The organism is Paenibacillus sp. JNUCC-31 (assembly GCF_014844075.1).
GTDB lineage: Bacteria > Bacillota > Bacilli > Paenibacillales > Paenibacillaceae > Paenibacillus.
Genome location: NZ_CP062165.1, coordinates 5917920 through 5935999, shown reverse-complemented (window position 1 = coordinate 5935999; position 18080 = coordinate 5917920). Strand labels below are relative to the sequence as shown.

Genomic DNA, 18080 nt, shown 5'->3' with positions numbered 1-18080 from the left:
CAGCCTTAAGCCTCACTTCAAAATCAGGTTATAAATGACCTGAGCCGCTTCTGCCCGGGAAGCGATCCCTTTAGGCACAAACTGTCCCTGTCTTTGGCCTTGAACCAGTCCCAATCGGGCTGCATCCATTACCGAAGCAGTTGCCCATGAGGAAACCCGATTCATATCGGTAAAGATAGTGTCTGTAGAACCAACAGGCACTTTGTCAACATTCAACTCATATGCCTTCATCAGCATCACCGTGATTTCCTCCCGGGTAATCTGGGCGTCCGGCTCGAAACTGGCTGCGCTTCTACCGCTTACAATTCCAGCTTGGGTCGCGATCGAGACGGGTTCCGCGTACCAGGCATCTGCCGCCACATCTGTAAAGTGCACTTCCCCTGCTACGGTCAATCCCAGAGAATGAACAAGCATGGCGGCGAACTCGGCGCGGGTGACTGCACGTCCTGGGTCAAATTGATCCTCGTTTGTGCCATCGACAAACAGCTTAGACGCTAACTCCTTGATTACAGAGTCGGCCCAATGATTGGCCGGAACGTCGGTAAAAGTCCGATCTAGTTCCAGCACGGCATACTTGCTGAAGTGGCTGACTTTGGTCGTTAGTACACCACTCGCGTAATCCGATTTGAGAAATTTTAGTTTTCCATTCTCGTTAATATAATAAATTCCTCCCCGCTTACCGTTGAAGCCTTCAGCCACTGCCAGGCTCAGCGTAATTGGATGATCAAACGCAGCAAGTGTTTCGGTTAAACCTGATTTGGTGGTTGCCGAAAGGCCGAATTCAACGATTTCTCCCATAAGGGAAACCGTTGCCCGGGATGATGATTCCACTGCAGCAACGACCTCCTTGGCCTCGCTATCAAGCGAAACCATTTTCAGGGATATTGTACTTTCTTCCTGTTGCCCTGCTGGTAGCTTGCTCAATAGCTGCTGGAACAAACTTGCAGGGATATGCAGGGTTAGCTTGCCTGATTTCACTTCCAGTGCATGGTTGCCGAGCTGACGTAAGACAGCCGATGACAGTTGCAGCTCCTGAGTACCCGCTTGGATGTCCACAACGGCTTTCCCTGCCCCACTGTCCACTTTCAGCATATCGGCTGTAATGACGAGTTTTACTGTATCGTTCTCCGGAGTCGCGCTGTTGCCGGAGTTTCTGCTAGTATTATTGGTATTTCCATTGTTGCCAGAAGTCCCTGGGTTCCCTGGGTTCCCTGGGTTCCCTGGGTTCCCTGGGTTCCCTGGATTTTCCGGGGTGACTGCTTTTTCGGTCAATTTAACCAACTTCGATTCAGCCGGTCCCAGCGAGATGGACCATGAACCCGTGGTTGACGAAGATTCACCTGTCCATAAGTCTTTTAATGTGTAGGATGTAGAATCATTCAATCCGGCGCGGCCCAGATCAATCGTCTTGTTCGCTGAACTATTGGCGTTGTAATTAAATACGGCAAGGTAATAATCATTGCCATCCTTCAGAACAAACGTATCTGCGGCGTTGGCGTTTGTATTTCCTTCAAGCGGTTTGAATACTTTCCCTTTCAGCGCCACCTGAAGAACATCCGTGTTATTGTACAATGCCGTCATGTATTCCTGTGCCTTCGGATCGTTCACATCATCGGAATCCATCATTACCGTACCAGCAATCACGCCGGAATTTACCCGGCTGCGGGCTTCCTCCAGGCTTGATGCTCTGCTTAATGCCAAATGATCAGGGTCTGTATAGGAATAGATCGTGCCATTTTGCCAGAAGCCATATGTCAATGAATTAAGCATGTACTCCGTCTCATTGATTTTGCCATATGTGTCACAGGAGATCCGTCTGCTGTGCGCGTACTGGCTCGGAAATATCGGTGCGATGGACGCACTAATAAACATTTTTCCGTCCAATCGTTCTTCGACGTAATGCATTCCTTCATTGTATGCTTGGATCCCTGTCGTCACATTAGTATCATAGTGTTGGCCTTCCAGCGAGCCATGGGTTAGGAAATCCAGTTTGATGAATGTGAAGCCAAGCGCTTTAAACTTATCCAGAAAATAATTCATGCGCATTTGACTTCCCGGATGTGTCACATCCAGTGCATATGCTCCATCCAGTGTAGGCAGAGGTTTCCCTGCACTATCCTTGAGTACAATATCACCATACGTATATTGCCCATTGGTACCATCCACTTTTTGGCTCATATCGTTGCCCCAGTATACAAATGGTCCCCAATAGATGCCCGCATGCTGACCATTGTCCTTAATGACAGATACGGCTTGGGCAAGCTCTGCATCACTCAGATTATCCCAGTAGGAATCCATATTAATGAATACATTGCCGTTATTATTGAACTTCTTCAGGCTGTTCTTAAAATAATTGGACACATCTACTACATTCTGATACGAAAGGCTGCTGTCATAAGCGCCCCAACTATTCCATCCAACTGGAACACCTTGCGGCAATTCCGGATTCAAGGCCAGAGGAGGCGTGATGATCGCATTCGCTTTACCGTATTCTTCAAGTCCTGTACGATAATCACTGAAAGCACCTACCATAATCATGGGTGAGGATATTTCAGTACCGGTCAGACTGCCATGTGGCTGAGTATCGCGGGTAACGTCACTGGCTGCCCCACCATATACAGCAAATTCATTCAACCGATTAGCTGAGCCTTTCCAGTCAATACCTGTCTTCCAGGTGTCATGGGTTACTGAACCGATCACCAGACCGTAACGAGTCGAGTTATTGAATACCGTCGTCATTTCGTAGCTGGTATCCGCCCGGTTCATCGTTTGAGATTTGTAGCGAATCCATGCATCATTGTCAAAAGGCACTGTCAGTACTCGATTATCCGAGCTGACGCCGATATCTACACCGCCCGTATTTTTCACCGTAATGGGTGACATATAATTGCTCTGGATCTCCGTGTCACTGAGGGCATCCAGACGGTTGAGGAAATACGATTGATCTTCATAAAACCGATAGACCTGCTTCAGCGTTGGTTTGCCAGTGGAAGTATGAACAAAAGTCAGTTCAATGCCTTTGCCGAATCCATCCTCAATCTCCAGTGGTGCTCCACCGCTCGCATGACTCTCATACCCTTTGCTTTCCACAAGGCTCTCACCAAGTTTAATGCTACTAAAGATGCCCCGCATCTTCTGTCCGTCTGCCCAGCTGTAACCGGCAAATCCGGTCTGGGTATTATAAGACACTTCGTATTGTCCATTCGATACCAAGAGGCCATAGGTATAATCAGTTACCGTGATATCCCCGTAACGTTGCGAGTCACCCGGTGTTCCGAGATCGTCATCTCCTTCACCCGGATTTTCGGGTTCAGTCTTTATCGCAGGCTCTACGATAATCCGGTCCAGATCGGGAGAATAGCCATTGTTGTCTGAAAAAGTAATCGTATTCTCACCTTCAGTTAACGGGAGTGTAAGGTCATACGTACCTACCGTATCCCAATCCGGGGTTTTGGGCAGGTCATGAAACTGCTCTTCCCCACCATTCGCGTTCACATAGAAACTGCGTGGATCTCCGGAAAAATAAGCTACCTTAACGCGGTAATCCCCTGTCATTGGGGCAATAATCTTATTGAACGTCAAGGAGCTCCCGCCATTCAGATAACCAACCTTTTTGCCACCTGAAGCATTGGAACTGTCCATTACACGCGCTTCACCAGTCAGCGTATTGTCCGAATCTTCGGCTTCATAGCTGACCGTATACGGGATTACTTCAATTCGGTCAAAATCAGGGGAGTACCAATCATGATCCGAGAATGTGATGGTATTAACACCCTTATGAAGGGAAGCTTCCACATCATATGTGCCTACCGTATTCCAGCTTGCTGTTTTGGGCAGATCAATCATCTCATCCGTTCCATTGTTCACCTGCATATAGACAGGTCGCTGATCACCGGAAATATAAGATATTCGGATCAAATATGTACCCTCTGCCGATACGGTGACATTCGCAAATTGCAGTGAACTGTTCTTGTTCAGATCCGTTACTTTTTTCCCGCCTGAACTAATGCTGCTGTCTGCCACCTTGGCATTGCCTTTCAAAATATTGTCGGCTGCTTCTGCCTCAATGATTGCACCATGCAGATTTTTCTTCCAGTCGTCTCCGTCTCCTTCTCCCGGATGACCACTATCCAAACCATGGATCACGATCTTGTCGATGTCTGGAGAATACCAGTTGTTGTCATCGATCAGGATGGTGTTGGTACCCGCGTTCAACGGAAGGGTTACATCATAGGTTCCCACCGTATCCCAATCGACAGTCTTGGGCGGTTCTTCAAATTGCTTCTCCCCGCCGTTCGCACTAATGTTGAATGGCCGCGAATCACCTGAAATATAGTAAACGGAAATCTTATAATTTCCTGTCTCACTTACAGTAACATTGTTGAACTGCAAGGAGCTGCCTTGGTACATGCCTCCGACCTTCTTGCCGCCTGAAGCCGTCGGGCTATCAGAGACAGTCGCATTTCCAAGCAAAATATTCCCCTCGGCCTCAGCTTCATAGGTATTCATATCATCGGCGTGAGCTGTCCGGGCGAACTGGCCCCCGCCTATTGCCAAACAAATAATGATAAAGTACACAAATCCTTTTTTCATAATCCGTCCCAACATAACATGCCTCCATTTTCTTTTGATTGAGTTAGGTCTCCATATGCCTATCCTGCGGTGGTTCACAGCCATTATCTGTAATCGCTTTCATAGAGAGCTGCCAAATCCCCTCTCCTCCTTCCTTTCCTATATGCCTAATTGTAAAAAGGAGGAGGGGGATGTTCCATACCACAATGTTACTATTCATACAGGAAAGCCTCTTTCATTTACAAATCAAATTCATGGGCTGGCCCAAGGAGGAACCTCTTCAAGTCACGTTGCAACGTTCTGGGAAAATTACAGTCTTGTTCTCGTTATCAGACGGCCTGTATGGTCATATACTTTTCCTGTATTCATTGGGTGTAACACCCTGCGTCTTAAGGAATAGAGAAATAAAATAAGACGTGCTCTCATAGCCGACGCTCTGCGCAATATCGTGAATCTTGAGCGAGCCGTCTGCCAGCAGTTCCCTGGCTTTATCCAGTCTGATGCGTGTCAGATAATCGTGAATGGTCATCCCTGTTTTGTCCTTAAATATGGATCTCAAATAGTTCGGAGACAAATAGACCTGATCCGACAGGCTGTTGATGGTAATCGGCTGATTATAATTCTGGTCAATGAGCGTGCGGACCTTGTGAATCAGCTTTGCATTTTTGTCCATAAACCGCTCACCCAACATACTCACGGCGTCTCCGGCAGTGCTGAGGATCAGATCTTCAATCTCATGCAGAGTCAGCGCATTATAGATGGAATGATACAGCTCAGCCCGCTTTGGAACAGGTTTATGAAGCTGCTCCAGCAGCTCATTCACGAGATCTATCGACCAGTCGCAGATGATTTTTTTCTTGACTCGTAATGTTGCCAATCCCTCAATATATCCATGCAGCTTCTGTGCAGCCCATTCAAAATCCAGTCGGTTAATGGCCTCAAACCACTCCTTTTGTTCAAAAGGCGGCATATGTTCCGTATAAAACTGATTCGAAACAGTCTCTGCATGAATAATCGTACCTGTACCTTCATAGAAACGCTCGTTCAAAATGATTCGCGTCTGTTCATACAGACAATGAATATTGGATAACTCCGTCTCTTGTCCGCCTACAGCTGTCGTCACCGTAAAATCCAGGACACTTCGGATAGCCTCAGCCAAGTCTTCCCACGCATAATGTCCCGGCTGCTGGGTTGCCTCCATAAATACACCAGTCTCCCCTTCCTTGTAATCCACAAAGGTCACTTTCAGGTTCTTCGCCTTGAAGAAATGGTCAAGAAAAGACAGCAGCCGACCTGTACAATCCTCCAGACTTTGCTGCTCCCCTTCGGCCTCCTTGGGATCAATACTGAACAAGGCCATTGCATATCGGGTGGTTTCCGGCTGACGAGTTAGACGGCTGAAACCAAACGCGAGATCAATAGCACGATCCGCATTTTTTTCGTAAGATAACTCCTTCAGAATATTGGCTTTGGCCGCCTCCATGGAACGATTCTTCATTGCAACTTCGTCACAACGCTGTTTAACTTTGGTGATAACGCTTTCAATTTCGTTTAAATCCAACGGTTTTAGCATATATCCCACGGCCCCTACGTTGATAGCTGATTTTACATATTGAAATTCATCGTGTCCGGTCAGAAACATCACCTGGATTGAGTCGTAGCTCTCATGTATTTTTCTCGCTAGGTCAATACCGTTCATGATCGGCATCTGAACATCGGTAAGAACAATATCAGGCTGGGTGGCCTCAATCTTCTCCAAGGCCTCCCTGCCGTTACTCGCAGTTCCCATGATGTAGATGCCCATTTCTTCCCAGCGGATATAATCCCTCATCATCTCAAGTCCAAGTTCCTCATCGTCTACCAAGAAAATACTATACATCAACGTCCCCTCCCTTTGTCTCTTTATGTCTCTATTATATGTTTTTCCCTCCATGGGACCATGGTCCATATAAATGAAAGTTATTTTCAAGTATAGATCGTTATTTTACCAACTCCAGCTCGCTATTGAAATAGTAACTTTCGCCTGCTTCAGTATGAAGAATCCTTCTTTGTTTGCCCCAACAAATGGTGAATGTTCCCGGCGAGAAAGTGTGAATGGTCGTAGATGTCAGCTTTCCATCGTCCCAGACGATGTCAACCTCGGCATTCCCTTTAGCCCGAAGTCCGGAGATAGCCCCTGTGCTCCATGCCCTTGGGAGCGCTGGGAGGAGGTGAATCTCGCCCGCATAACTTTGCAGCAGCATCTCCGCTATGACAGCTGTACCGCCGAAATTTCCATCAATGACAAAGATATTGCTCTCTGCTCCAGCAATGCCCGATTTGGAATAGGTAAACAAATTATCGAAGCACAGGCCGCCGATCAAGTGTGAGAGATGTTTATAAGCTGTCTCCCCATCATGTAATCTCGCAAAACCCAGTCCAAACAAGGCAGCAGTAAACTCAACATCCTCCAGTTCTTCCTGGACCATGCGGTTCTCCAGCGTTACTCGTGCTGCCGCACTGAGTTCCGGTGTACGGTCAGGTGTAATCTGATGGTCTGGATAGAGCGCATAGAGATGAGACAAATGCCGATGCTCTGGCTGCACTTCCTCAACATCCTCCAGCCACTCCTGCAACTGACCTTTTTTACCGATCTGCACAGGTGGAAGCTTGCTGATGGCTTCTTTCAGCTTGCGTCCCAGTTCATCGTCTTTGTTCAAAAGCTCAACTGAATGAAGACAAAATTCAAAGAGACGGCGCACCAACATCTGGTCCATTGTCGGTCCCATGGACAGCTGATGTGCCCCATCTTTCGAATGACCGGGATAGAAATGATTTTCCGGCGAATTCGAAGGACCGGTCACCAGCCATCCGTTCCGAGGATGCTCACACAAGTAGTCCAAATAGAAGGCTGCAGATTCTCTAAGTACAGGATAGGCCACTTTCTCAAGAAAAACACGATCCCGACTGTACTCATAATGTTCAATCAGGTGTGTAGCCAGCCATAATCCGCCTGTAACGTTCAGTCCCCATGAGGTCTCCCATCCAGGTAACGTAAAGCCCCATACATTGGAGAATACATGAGCGACCCATCCGTCGCATCCATATACATTACGTGCCGTTTCTCTGCCGGCCTGTGCCAAATCTTCAACGTAGCGAAGCAGCGGAAGATGGCTCTCTCCCAAATTCACAATCTCTGTGGGGTAATAATTCATCTGAGTATTCACATCAAGGTGATAATCACAGCTCCAGCCCATCCGGCACGCTTCACCGTCATTCCAGATTCCCTGGAGGTGGAGTGGCAACAGAGAGTTCTCACGAGAACCCGAAATGGTCAGATACCTTCCATACTGGAGAAACAATGCAAACAATTGTGGGTCTCCATCTCCACCACCCTGTTCCAGCAATCGAATACGCTGATCTGTTGCCAGACCGGATTTCCCTTTGCTCCCCAATTGTATATCTACCTTGTCATATTGCTCGCTGTAATCGCAGATATGATCTTCTCTCAGCAAGACATATCCCTTGTCTAAAGCCTTCAACAGCGTAGACTGGCTCTTTGTTTCCCACTCCTGATCTGTATGACGATAATCCGTACTTACACTAAAATAAATCCATGCCTCGTCCGCTCCGGTCACGATCAATCGACCATCTTCACTGGTGATGGCTCCCCCGGATACAACCACCTTCACTAAACCCTTGGCCCGTACGCCGCAAGTCCCATCACTGTGTACATTTTCCGTCGCCTGACCTTGAAATTCGAGCGTGTTGTCCTCTAAGACTGCAACCTTGAATGACTCAGTTCCCCTCTCCAAACCGAGCGTAAAGGATACTCCACCCGGAGCTTCGCTCCAAACTCTGGATGCGACTATATCATCAGCGTGTGAAGCGAAGACCTCACGAAGAATCGTGATGTCGTCATCTTTCCAGAATGCCCCGGCCAGCGCATGAGTCAGATCCAGCTCACGTTGGAAGCTTCCGCCTTGATCAGTGCCTGTATTCTTCTTCTCAAAATCAATAACGACCTCACATAATCCAAGATTAGTGCCGAAATTACCCTTTTTCGGCTGCAAATGCTGTTTGGCAAGACGATCTCCTCTATCATAATCGCCGGCGAAGAAATAACCACGCATCTCTTCTAGTGCAGCCTTTCCGCCTCCGGAAAGGTGCTCCGGGTCAATCTGGCCTGACCAGTAGGTGACCTCGCTCATACTCCACACCTCACGATGCGAAGACGCCATAATAACTGCCCCTATTCTTCCATTGCCCAGCGGCAGGCCTTGAGACCAATCCGCGGCAGGGGTTGAATACCACAAAGTAAAATCATTCATATCATGCCCTCCATCCCACATATTCAAAAATAGACAAACGCGCGATCTGTAAGATACAAAAGCGCGCGTTTGACTTTGAATTTATTCTGAAGCCGATCACGGCTCGGGTTTATCCATTTGCCTCAGAGATCAGTTCTCCTTAACGGTCAATCTGAAGATTTTGGACTCCGCCGGTTCCAGCGAGACTGTAAGCTCTCCAGACGTCTCCCCATACGATCTTTTCCACAGATCCTGCAAGCCGTATACAGTCTTGGCATTCAGCCCGGCTCGTTCCAGCGAGATCGACTTCACCGCAGCTTGTGCAGCATCAAAGTTGAAGACGGCGAGATAGAAGCTTTTCTCTTCCGGCGATTCAAGAACAAATACGTCAGACGACAGCTTCCCCAGATCACCTTCGACTGGACGGAAGGTTCTCCCCATACGGGCGACGTTCAAAATATCCTTGTTACCAAGCCATTCTCTTGCTCGTTCAGCTGCTTCCTCTTTACGGAAGTCATCCCCGAGCAGAAGCACTGTACCGGCAATGACTGAAGCAGTCAGACGGCTGCGTCCTTCATGCCAGCCGGTAGCTTCCTGATTGAAACTCTTGTACAACACGGAATGGTCAGGATCATTGTAGCGATAGAGCGTATTGCTCATCCACCAGCCGTGTGTCAGCGAGTTCAGTAGGTATTCCGTATCCGCAAGTGTACCGAAGACATCACAGGAAATACGGCGGCTGTGGGCAAAAGCATATGGAAATAATGGAGCGATGGACAAGTTAATGAAAAATGGCCGACCGATTACTTCTGGCGAGAGCTTATGCTGCAAATAAGACATGCCATAGTGATAGGCCGCTATCCCTGTTGTAATATCCGAATTGTGGTGCTGTCCTTCCAACGCGCCATGTGCCAAGAAATCCAGTTTGATATATTCGAAACCTTCCGAGATGAATTTATCCGTGAACCAGTCGATTCTTTGCAGGTTGCCGGGATGGGTAGGGTCTATCGCCAGACCACCGTCTACATCTGGCAGGATCTCGCCCTCACTGTCACGCAGCAGGATATCTGCATAGGTGTATTTTCCATTCGTTCCTTCGACCGCCTGACCGAACTGATCCGGCCCTCCCCAGAAGGCAAACGGGGTCCAGTACGTTCCCGCTCTATGTCCGTTTTGCCGCACCCGGTCCAGCGCCCTCTTCATTTCTTCCGGCGTAAAATTATCCCAGAATGCATCAAAATTGATGTATAGAGTATCCTCATTCTGGAATCCAAGCGGCTGCACTTCATTTTTGAGAAAATCGCTGGTCGCCGTATACAGATCATAGTCCAGGTCGCTCATGGCCGCTGACCAGCTGTTCCACCCGATCGGGACACCGCCTTCCCACGGTAACTGAGGTTCGATCCAGATATTGGCCTGACCGTAGGCTTCGAGGCCTTCACGGTAGTCTTCATAGAACCCGATGAAAACCAGGGGTGATTCCACTCTTTTTCCCTTCACATAACCATGAGGCTGGGAATCGCGAGTCAGTTCACTCACGGCACCGCCGTACAGATCAAGTCCCTCGATATGTCCGCTTTTTTCGCTTTGCATACGAATCCCTGTTTTCCATACCTTATGCGTAAGGGAACCCATCACAATTCCCCGGCGGCTGTGGGGCGCGAACAAGGCTGTCGCCTCGTAACTCTCCTCATCAAGTGGGGGCTTAACCACCGTATATCTGACCCATTTATCGTTGTCAAACGGAACACGCAGAATGCTTGGTTCATCCTGGCCGGATTCTCCGCCGAGCGATATGGTTTTGGATTGGATGACAGCCATGCGATTCGCCTTAAGCTCTTCATCACCGACTATAGCGGTCTGCACCAGTACAAACGGTGAGGATTCATACATATAGAAATGCTGCTCCAGTTGCGGCAGCAACGGGTTTTTATGCAGAATGACCAAGCGGATGCCTTTTCCAAAACCTTCTCGAACAATATCTTCCTGTGCCGTCAGCTCGTGGACCTGATAATGATCCGTACCGTACTCCCGACCCTGCCAGCGAAAAGCACTACGAATGCCCTTCACGTAGGAAGAATGATTGCCGATGCATGACACTTCACCATTTTCAAGATTGATCTCCAGGTTTACGCGCCCGTTTGTAACGCTTACAAGATTACCATTCTGTTGCTGTACCTGTACGGCTGTATCACTAGTTAGCATCATATGCCTCCTTATTGTTGCATGCTGTGCCCTGAGCGGAGCTGGTCATGTCTCTCCTGCCCAAGTCTGCCCTCATTATAAAGACCGCGTAGAGCATTTTCCATGCAACGATCTTCCGATCCATAACGCGATTTAACTCAACTTAACCTTGTAGGTACGTCCTGCAGATGTAGGGAAATTTACGAGGTTTAAGTCGGTATCCTCTATCTCAATCACGTTGCCGTCAAGGGTAACTTTAACCGGGCCTTCTTCAACTCTAAGCGTGCAGTCCCGGCCCAGGAGTGAAGTGATGTGCGCTTCAGCCAGTTGTCCATTGTCCCACCGGATGCTGACTTCAAAGCCGCCTCGGGCACGCAGGCCGGAAACGCTGCCCTGCTGCCAAGCATCCGGCAGTGCGGGAAGCAGTTCCAAATAGGGACGGTGAGATTGAAGCAGCATCTCGGCAATCCCGGCAGAGGCGGCGAAGTTGCCGTCAATCTGAAACGGAGGATGTGCACCCAGAAGATTCGGATATACGCCGCCATGGTTGTATTGCTCCGACGCTCCATCTCTGACCAAACGGAGCATGTTGGAGAGCAAATGTAGGGAACGGTTGCCATCTCTGAAACGGCTCCAGAGCGCAACTCGCCATCCAAGACTCCAGCCCGTGCTTTCATCTCCCCGTCGCTCAAGCGAGGTTCTGGCAGCGCCAAACAACTTTGGTGTCTCCTCATCCGAAAGCTGTCGACCCGGATAAACCCCTACCAGATGCGAAGTATGCCGATGATAGATATCCTCATCCTCAAAGTCCTTCGACCACTCCTGCAATTGGTCATATTTGCCGATTTGCAGTGGTAGTAAACGTTCACGGATGGTCTCCAACTCTTTTCTAAAGTCCGGATCTGTTCCAAGGATCTTCGAGGCTTCAATACAGTTGGTAAACAACTCCCAGATTAATGAGATATCCATGGTTGAACCCGGACTGACCGCTGCTACGCCTTCTGTTGTCTGGAATTTATGTTCCGGTGAAGTGGAAGGTGAAGTCACAAGGCTGCCGCTGCCATCTTCGATGAGCCAATCCAGCGCGAAAAGGGCAGCTTCCTTCATCACAGGATAAGCAGAATCGCGCAAGTACTTCTCGTCTCCGCTGAAAGCATAATGCTCCCATAAATGCTGGGTCAGCCAAATGCCTCCCATTGGCCAGAAGGCCCAGCTCGGATCACCATCTCCGAAGTTGCCCACCGGAGCCGTCTGTCCCCAGATATCCGTGTTATGATGCGCGGTCCAGCCGCGGGTGCCATAATTGACCTGTGCTGTTTCAGCGCCTTTCTTCGCCAGATTGCTGATCATGTCCAGTAAAGGCTCATGACATTCGGCCAGATTGCATATTTCTGCCGGCCAATAATTCATTTCAGTGTTGATGTTCAACGTATAATTGCTGCTCCAGGGAGGACGAGTTACCGCATTCCATATGCCCTGGAGATTCGCAGCCTGCGTTCCGGGACGGGAGCTTGCGATCAGCAAGTAGCGCCCATAATGAAAGAGCAGCTCCACAAGCCCCGGATCTTCCGCACCATAGGCCGTAATCCGCTGTTCAGTGGACATCTCCTCTGACGCTAGTGAATTCCCAAGCTGAAGCTTCACCCGATCGAACAGCAGACGGTAATCCGCAATGTGCGAGTCACGCAAGCTGGCGTAAGGCTTGCCTACCGCCTCATTCAGAAATGAACTTGCAATGAAGGAAGCATCTTTTCCCTCGATTCCCGGAATGGCATCCATACCATTAAAACTAGTAGCCGCACTAAAATAAAAGGTTGCCGTCGTCGCACCCAACACGTGAATTCCTCTGCCATCTATCGTTACCTGTCCGCCCTCTGTCTCCACAGCTAACTGTCCTTCAAATACCATCGCCTTGTTATTTTCAGGGTCACCGTATCGGATCGGTTCGTCGCTTGCAAAGTAGCTGGGATCGACTTGCTCGGGAGCCGTACCTGCCAGAACAAAACGGTCTTCCTTAACGCTAGTCATATGTCGAAGCGGGCTATCCAGCGTGGCATGTACATTCAACGCCCCTTCCACACTTGCAGTCAGCTGCAGCACAAGTACCTGATCCGGATGCGAAGCAAACATTTCGCGGGTATATATCACATGACCAATCTGATATTCAAGGCTGTGCACTGCATTTTCTACATCCAGCGTCCGCTTATAGGATTGATAGATGTCCCCATGCTCAAAGCGCAGGAGTAAATCCCCTAAAGGCAGGTAAGATTGGGTGTATGGCCCCATCATTTCTCTGGTCAGCGTGTCCGCTTCCGTATAACGTTCTTCCTGTAAAAGCTTGCGGACCTTTGGCAGGGCGTTCTTTGCGCCAGAATTGTTGCCGTCCTTCGGATAACCAGACCATAACGTATCCTCATTCAAGCTGATTTTCTCCTGCTCCACCCCGCCAAAGATCATGCCGCCCAGACGACCATTACCAATAGGAAGCCCTTCGGTCCATACATGTGCAGGTTTGTCATATTGAAGTTTCATGTGCACTCTCCCTCAAAATTTTCTCATTTGCTAGCCAATTCTATTTGGAACATCAGTAAACGTGTTATCGGCAAGGTCAACCTTGCTGCATGCGCTTACATAAACGACTTCTTCGTAGCAGGATAACTTTCCTGTCGCTCTGGTGGACAAGATTTTATTCGACTTGAAAACCAGCCCACGCGTGGATTTGGCGCTTACAATCTGGACATCACTACACGTTTCGAAACGGTTATTCAGGATAATGACCTGCCGATGGACGGGAGCGTTCTCATTTACCTCCACATTCTCCGGGGATATGAAGATCACGGGATGCTCCCTGCTGCCACATTCAATAAAATGGTTATCGCTAATCGTCACATCTTCCACCCTTCCTGACTCATACCAGGACTCAGCATCCACCGCAATCAGAATGGCATTCATGGACATACGTTCAAACGTATTTCCGGTAATCCGCACTTTGCGACGTGTCGTTACGAGTATGCCTCGTGTGGGCACCCGGACAAAATGATTATTTGCAATTTCCACTTCAGGCGTCCAGGTTACGTTCTCAATGACATCATGACTTCCAATCCCTTCTGGTACTGGATAAGCAAGCGTCAGCAAAAGTTCACGAGAATTTAAACGCTCAACGGCAACCACATTGTTGGAAGCGTAGGTCGTCAACGAACCGGATCGGACAAATTCGATCTCATCACCCGGATAAAACGCCGGAAGTCCATACGTCTGGGGATGCATGAATCGAACCTTCACGCAATTCGCTGCTGGCTGTTCTATAATTCGTAAATAGGTACCATGGACATTGACAGGATCATCATGCGAACCGGAAAAACGGCTATCCCTTACTGTCACCTTGCCTCGGCAGCTGGATATGTGCAGAAAATCCGCAAAGCCGGCAACGGTGCGTCCCGTCTCGGTGCGGGGTGCCAGATTCATCCGTGAAAAGGTCAGATTTGTGCTGAACTGGCCGACGACACCGAGCCCGTGCAGGAAATGCAGACTTACATCACTCCACGCAATATCCGAGCATTCGGTCATAAAAACCCCGACTTGATCACGAATGCCATCCCGATTTTGCAATACATGACCAGAAACCACATTAGGCTGGAAATCAAAATGTAAACGGATGATCATGGGCTCAAGCTCTTCCACAGATTGGGCCAATTCCAACCAATTGTCGATTCGCCAGGTTGTATTCCGCAATGGATCATAGGTTTGCATGGGACCTTTGGCAAAGCTCCAGCCTTCACCGAGCCAGGTTAGCTTGTTGTCCCGAATCTGATAACGGGAATCGGGGTGAACCCGCGCATCGAAATAATGCTTTCCGCTGGAGATAATCGTCATCTCGGTCACCGTTGGTTGGTGATAGTCCGTATGCAGGTTGCGAATCTCTACATTTATGCAATGGTCCAGCAGAAACAGGGTCTGTTTGCCGTGGAAAATAAACAGGGAGCCGTTGCCCTCCAGTGTTACATCATTCATCCCTTTCAGCAAAATGGCAATGGTCTTGGTTACGTCCGGGTTCTCTTCTTCACTCGTGGTATTGGAGATATAATAAGGCGCCCGAATCGCCTCCTCCGGGTAGAAATGATACTTGCCTCTCGCACAGTCCAGTACAACCGGACCAGGGATTTCAGCCGCCGCCTGAATTGCACGAGCCATGGCTGGCTGGGTGTCCAACTCAGAGTCCGGTACAGCGCCATAATCCGTCAGCCTTATCGTTGTGGAATTCGTGATAAGTTCTTGTTCAGTCTCAGGAATGTTAATCCCACCCTTCTTGGTATGTAAACTTCCCTTTTGCCTGAATACAAGGAAAATCAGGTGCCGGTACATCATAGGCACCTGATTTCGATATCCCTGTTCATTACTTGCTTGTGTCATATGCTTTTTGCAAAATTTCCAGATAACGATCAAGCTTCAGGTTCTGCAAGCCTTTTACATAAGCATCCCAGTCCTTATTCAAGTCCTTATTGCCTGTAATGAATTGCAGTTCATTTTGCTCAATGTAATTTCTGATGTTGGTTTGCAGCAAGCTGGCTTCGTCAATTTCATTCGGATCAATCCAGACGGACCAGATCGGGAACAGCTCTTTGGGCTCGTGCCCTTCATACAGCAGCGATGCATCATATAATCTGCGCTCATAACCATTGGATGCATAAATATCTGTGCCCTGAACGAAGGTATCACGATATTCTTTTGGCATATAGAAGTGAGCCATACCACTCCAACCTGCATTGCGCGGTGCCTCCCCTTCAGCCATAGGGATTTGTTTCACTACAGGTTTTACGTCTTTCCCCAATGCCACATCGCCATCGACCGGATCAGTCCAGTCAATTCCCTTCATGCCGCTTGCACCGTTCGTTTGACCTTCTGGAGTGAACATGTAGTCGACCATTTTGATCAGGGCAATCTGCGCTTCTTCACTTGCCTTGTTCGTGATTACAAACTTCGCTCCCGGAGATACACCGCCCGCATCATGCGTTGCATAGGACACACCCTGTGGTCCAGAAATCGGTGGCAGCGGGTTATAGTGCGCCGAACGAGTATTGCCTTCGTCAATGTTTACGAAGATTGCGGGATGCATCGCTGCACCAGCACCCAAAATTTCAGCATCAGCATTCTCACCGATTTTCTTGAACGCTTCTGCGTTTTGTGTGAATGCGCCAGGGTCAATCAGACCTGCATCAAAGAGGGACTTGATATAAGTCAATCCTTCTTTCCATTCTGGTGTAATTGCCGCAGATTGAACTTTCCCATTTTCCATTTGCAGGTAGTTTCTGTCATCATCATATACAAATGCATTCATCAGGAACGGAATAATCCGTACGCCGAACTCCTCTATGGAACCACTCAGCGGTACCTCATCTGCTTTGCCGTTTCCGTTCGGGTCCTGTGTTTTGAAAGCTTGCAGCACATTTTTGAACTCTTCCGTGGTCTTTGGCATTTCCAGATTCAGCTTTTTCAGCCAATCGGTATTCATCCACATCTTGCTCGGGTAGGAGCAGTGGAAACATTCCGTATAAGCAACAAGTCCATAGATATTGCCATCAGGCGCTGTATTAAGCGTTTTCAAATTAGGATTCTTCTCCATGGCTGCTTTGATGTTGGGCGCATATTGATCAATGAGGTCGTTCAAAGGAACAAGCACACCCTGCTTACCGTACTTCAGCAGATCTGCCTGAGAGAATTGATCTATATAATGGGTAAGCAGATAGGCATCAGGATAGTCACCGCTTGCCAGCGAGATTTGACGCTTTTCCTTGGCCCCATCTGATGGATTGATCTCCCAATTGAATTTGATATTGAATTTGTCTTCCACAAATGCAGTGAATTTATTGGTCGGAATATCAATGCTGGAGTCCTGAACCGCAAACACGCTTATATTCACCTTGCCGCCCTCTTCCGTGCTCCCCGGTTGTGCAGTAGATGAGTTGCCATTGGAACACCCGCTCAAGACAACCGTGAATGCCACTACCAGCATCAATAACGTTACCATATTCTTCTTCAAATCTGATCACTCCCTTTAGTAGTTTACCAGTTGAGACGATGGTACCTTGCATATGAACGTTCTATATTTTCTTTCTCCATACACCGAATCTAAGGTTCAACCCTTGACGGAACCGACCAGCATCCCCTGTACAAAATGACGCTGTACAAATGGATAAATGACGAGTACGGGCAAAGTGGCGACCACAATTAACGAATATTTTAACAGTTCGGTAAGCTGCTGTCTTTCCACCATTTTCACCACGTCCATGGCACCCGAACCGTTGTTTTGAATGATGATACTGCGCAAGATGAGTTGCAGCGGGAACAAGTCTGCCGATTTGAGATAGATCAGCGCATCAAAGTACGCATTCCACTGCCCCACAGCATACATGAGGACCAACACAGCGATGATCGGCTTCGATAACGGGAGTACAACACTCCAGATAAACCGCATATCACTGCAACCGTCAATTTCACTGGCTTCCTGAAGCTCCCCCGGAATAGAAGATTGAAAGAACGAGCGAGCAATAATAACCTGCCATACCCAGATTGCATTCGGGATCAGTAACGCCCAGCGGGTATCAATCAGATGAAGCTGCTTCACCACCATATAAGTCGGAATCAGCCCACCACTGAAAATCATGGTGAAGGTAATGACCATCATCAGGGTGTTCCTGCCGAAAAAGGTTTTGCGTGACAACGGATAGGCAATCATGATGGTCAGCGCTACACTGATCAGCGTACCAGCGACCGTATAGAAAATGGAGTTACCGTAGCCGATTAGAATCTCAGGTGTATTAAATAATGTCTTGTAACCGTTGAAGGAAATATCTACGGGCCAGAGCCATACCCGGCCGGAAGTTACTGCTGCCGGGCTGCTGATTGAGCTGCTGACGATAAATATCAGTGGGTAAATGACCACCAGCGCCACGATACTGAGCAAAATATAGATCGTAATCAGAAACGTTTTGTCCACGGCGGACTCTTTAATTTTTGTTTGAACGGTTGCAGCCATAG

General features: G+C 48.5%; 8 protein-coding genes. All 8 read right to left on the bottom strand.

Annotation, left to right across the window (positions count from 1 at the left end):
- Positions 1–12 precede the first annotated feature (12 nt).
- Positions 13–4608, bottom strand: a complete 4596-nt coding sequence (locus JNUCC31_RS26210) for an S-layer homology domain-containing protein (RefSeq protein ID WP_192266010.1) — start codon at positions 4606–4608, stop codon at positions 13–15.
- A gap of 310 nt (positions 4609–4918) precedes the next feature.
- The gene (locus JNUCC31_RS26205; RefSeq protein WP_192266008.1) at positions 4919–6451 is read right to left on the bottom strand and encodes a response regulator; all 1533 of its coding nucleotides are present in this window, start codon (positions 6449–6451) and stop codon (positions 4919–4921) included.
- Between the two features lie 100 nt (positions 6452–6551).
- Positions 6552–8882, bottom strand: coding sequence for a glycoside hydrolase family 95 protein (locus tag JNUCC31_RS26200; RefSeq protein ID WP_192266006.1), 2331 nt, complete (start codon positions 8880–8882; stop codon positions 6552–6554).
- A 129-nt stretch (positions 8883–9011) separates the two neighbouring features.
- The gene (locus tag JNUCC31_RS26195) at positions 9012–11069 is read right to left on the bottom strand and encodes an alpha-galactosidase (protein WP_192266003.1); all 2058 of its coding nucleotides are present in this window, start codon (positions 11067–11069) and stop codon (positions 9012–9014) included.
- 129 nt (positions 11070–11198) lie between these two features.
- Positions 11199–13577, bottom strand: coding sequence for a glycoside hydrolase family 95 protein (locus JNUCC31_RS26190; RefSeq protein ID WP_192266001.1), 2379 nt, complete (start codon positions 13575–13577; stop codon positions 11199–11201).
- 30 nt (positions 13578–13607) lie between these two features.
- On the bottom strand, positions 13608–15455 hold the full coding sequence (locus JNUCC31_RS26185; protein ID WP_228469252.1) for a right-handed parallel beta-helix repeat-containing protein: 1848 nt from the start codon (positions 15453–15455) through the stop codon (positions 13608–13610).
- Complete coding sequence (locus JNUCC31_RS26180; protein ID WP_416234332.1) at positions 15439–17082, bottom strand: extracellular solute-binding protein; 1644 nt, start codon at positions 17080–17082, stop codon at positions 15439–15441. Before JNUCC31_RS26180 ends, JNUCC31_RS26185 begins: the two co-directional genes overlap by 17 nt.
- A 96-nt stretch (positions 17083–17178) precedes the next feature.
- Positions 17179–18078: a carbohydrate ABC transporter permease gene (locus tag JNUCC31_RS26175; RefSeq protein WP_192265999.1), complete on the bottom strand. Its 900-nt coding sequence runs from the start codon at positions 18076–18078 to the stop codon at positions 17179–17181.
- Positions 18079–18080 lie beyond the last annotated feature (2 nt).

Coding starts and splice junctions, on each gene's coding strand:
- JNUCC31_RS26210 (WP_192266010.1), bottom strand. CDS start 4,608: ATGTTGGGACGGATTATGAAAAAAGGATTTGTGTACTTTATCATTATT.
- JNUCC31_RS26205 (WP_192266008.1), bottom strand. CDS start 6,451: ATGTATAGTATTTTCTTGGTAGACGATGAGGAACTTGGACTTGAGATG.
- JNUCC31_RS26200 (WP_192266006.1), bottom strand. CDS start 8,882: ATGAATGATTTTACTTTGTGGTATTCAACCCCTGCCGCGGATTGGTCT.
- JNUCC31_RS26195 (WP_192266003.1), bottom strand. CDS start 11,069: ATGATGCTAACTAGTGATACAGCCGTACAGGTACAGCAACAGAATGGT.
- JNUCC31_RS26190 (WP_192266001.1), bottom strand. CDS start 13,577: ATGAAACTTCAATATGACAAACCTGCACATGTATGGACCGAAGGGCTT.
- JNUCC31_RS26185 (WP_228469252.1), bottom strand. CDS start 15,455: ATGACACAAGCAAGTAATGAACAGGGATATCGAAATCAGGTGCCTATG.
- JNUCC31_RS26175 (WP_192265999.1), bottom strand. CDS start 18,078: ATGGCTGCAACCGTTCAAACAAAAATTAAAGAGTCCGCCGTGGACAAA.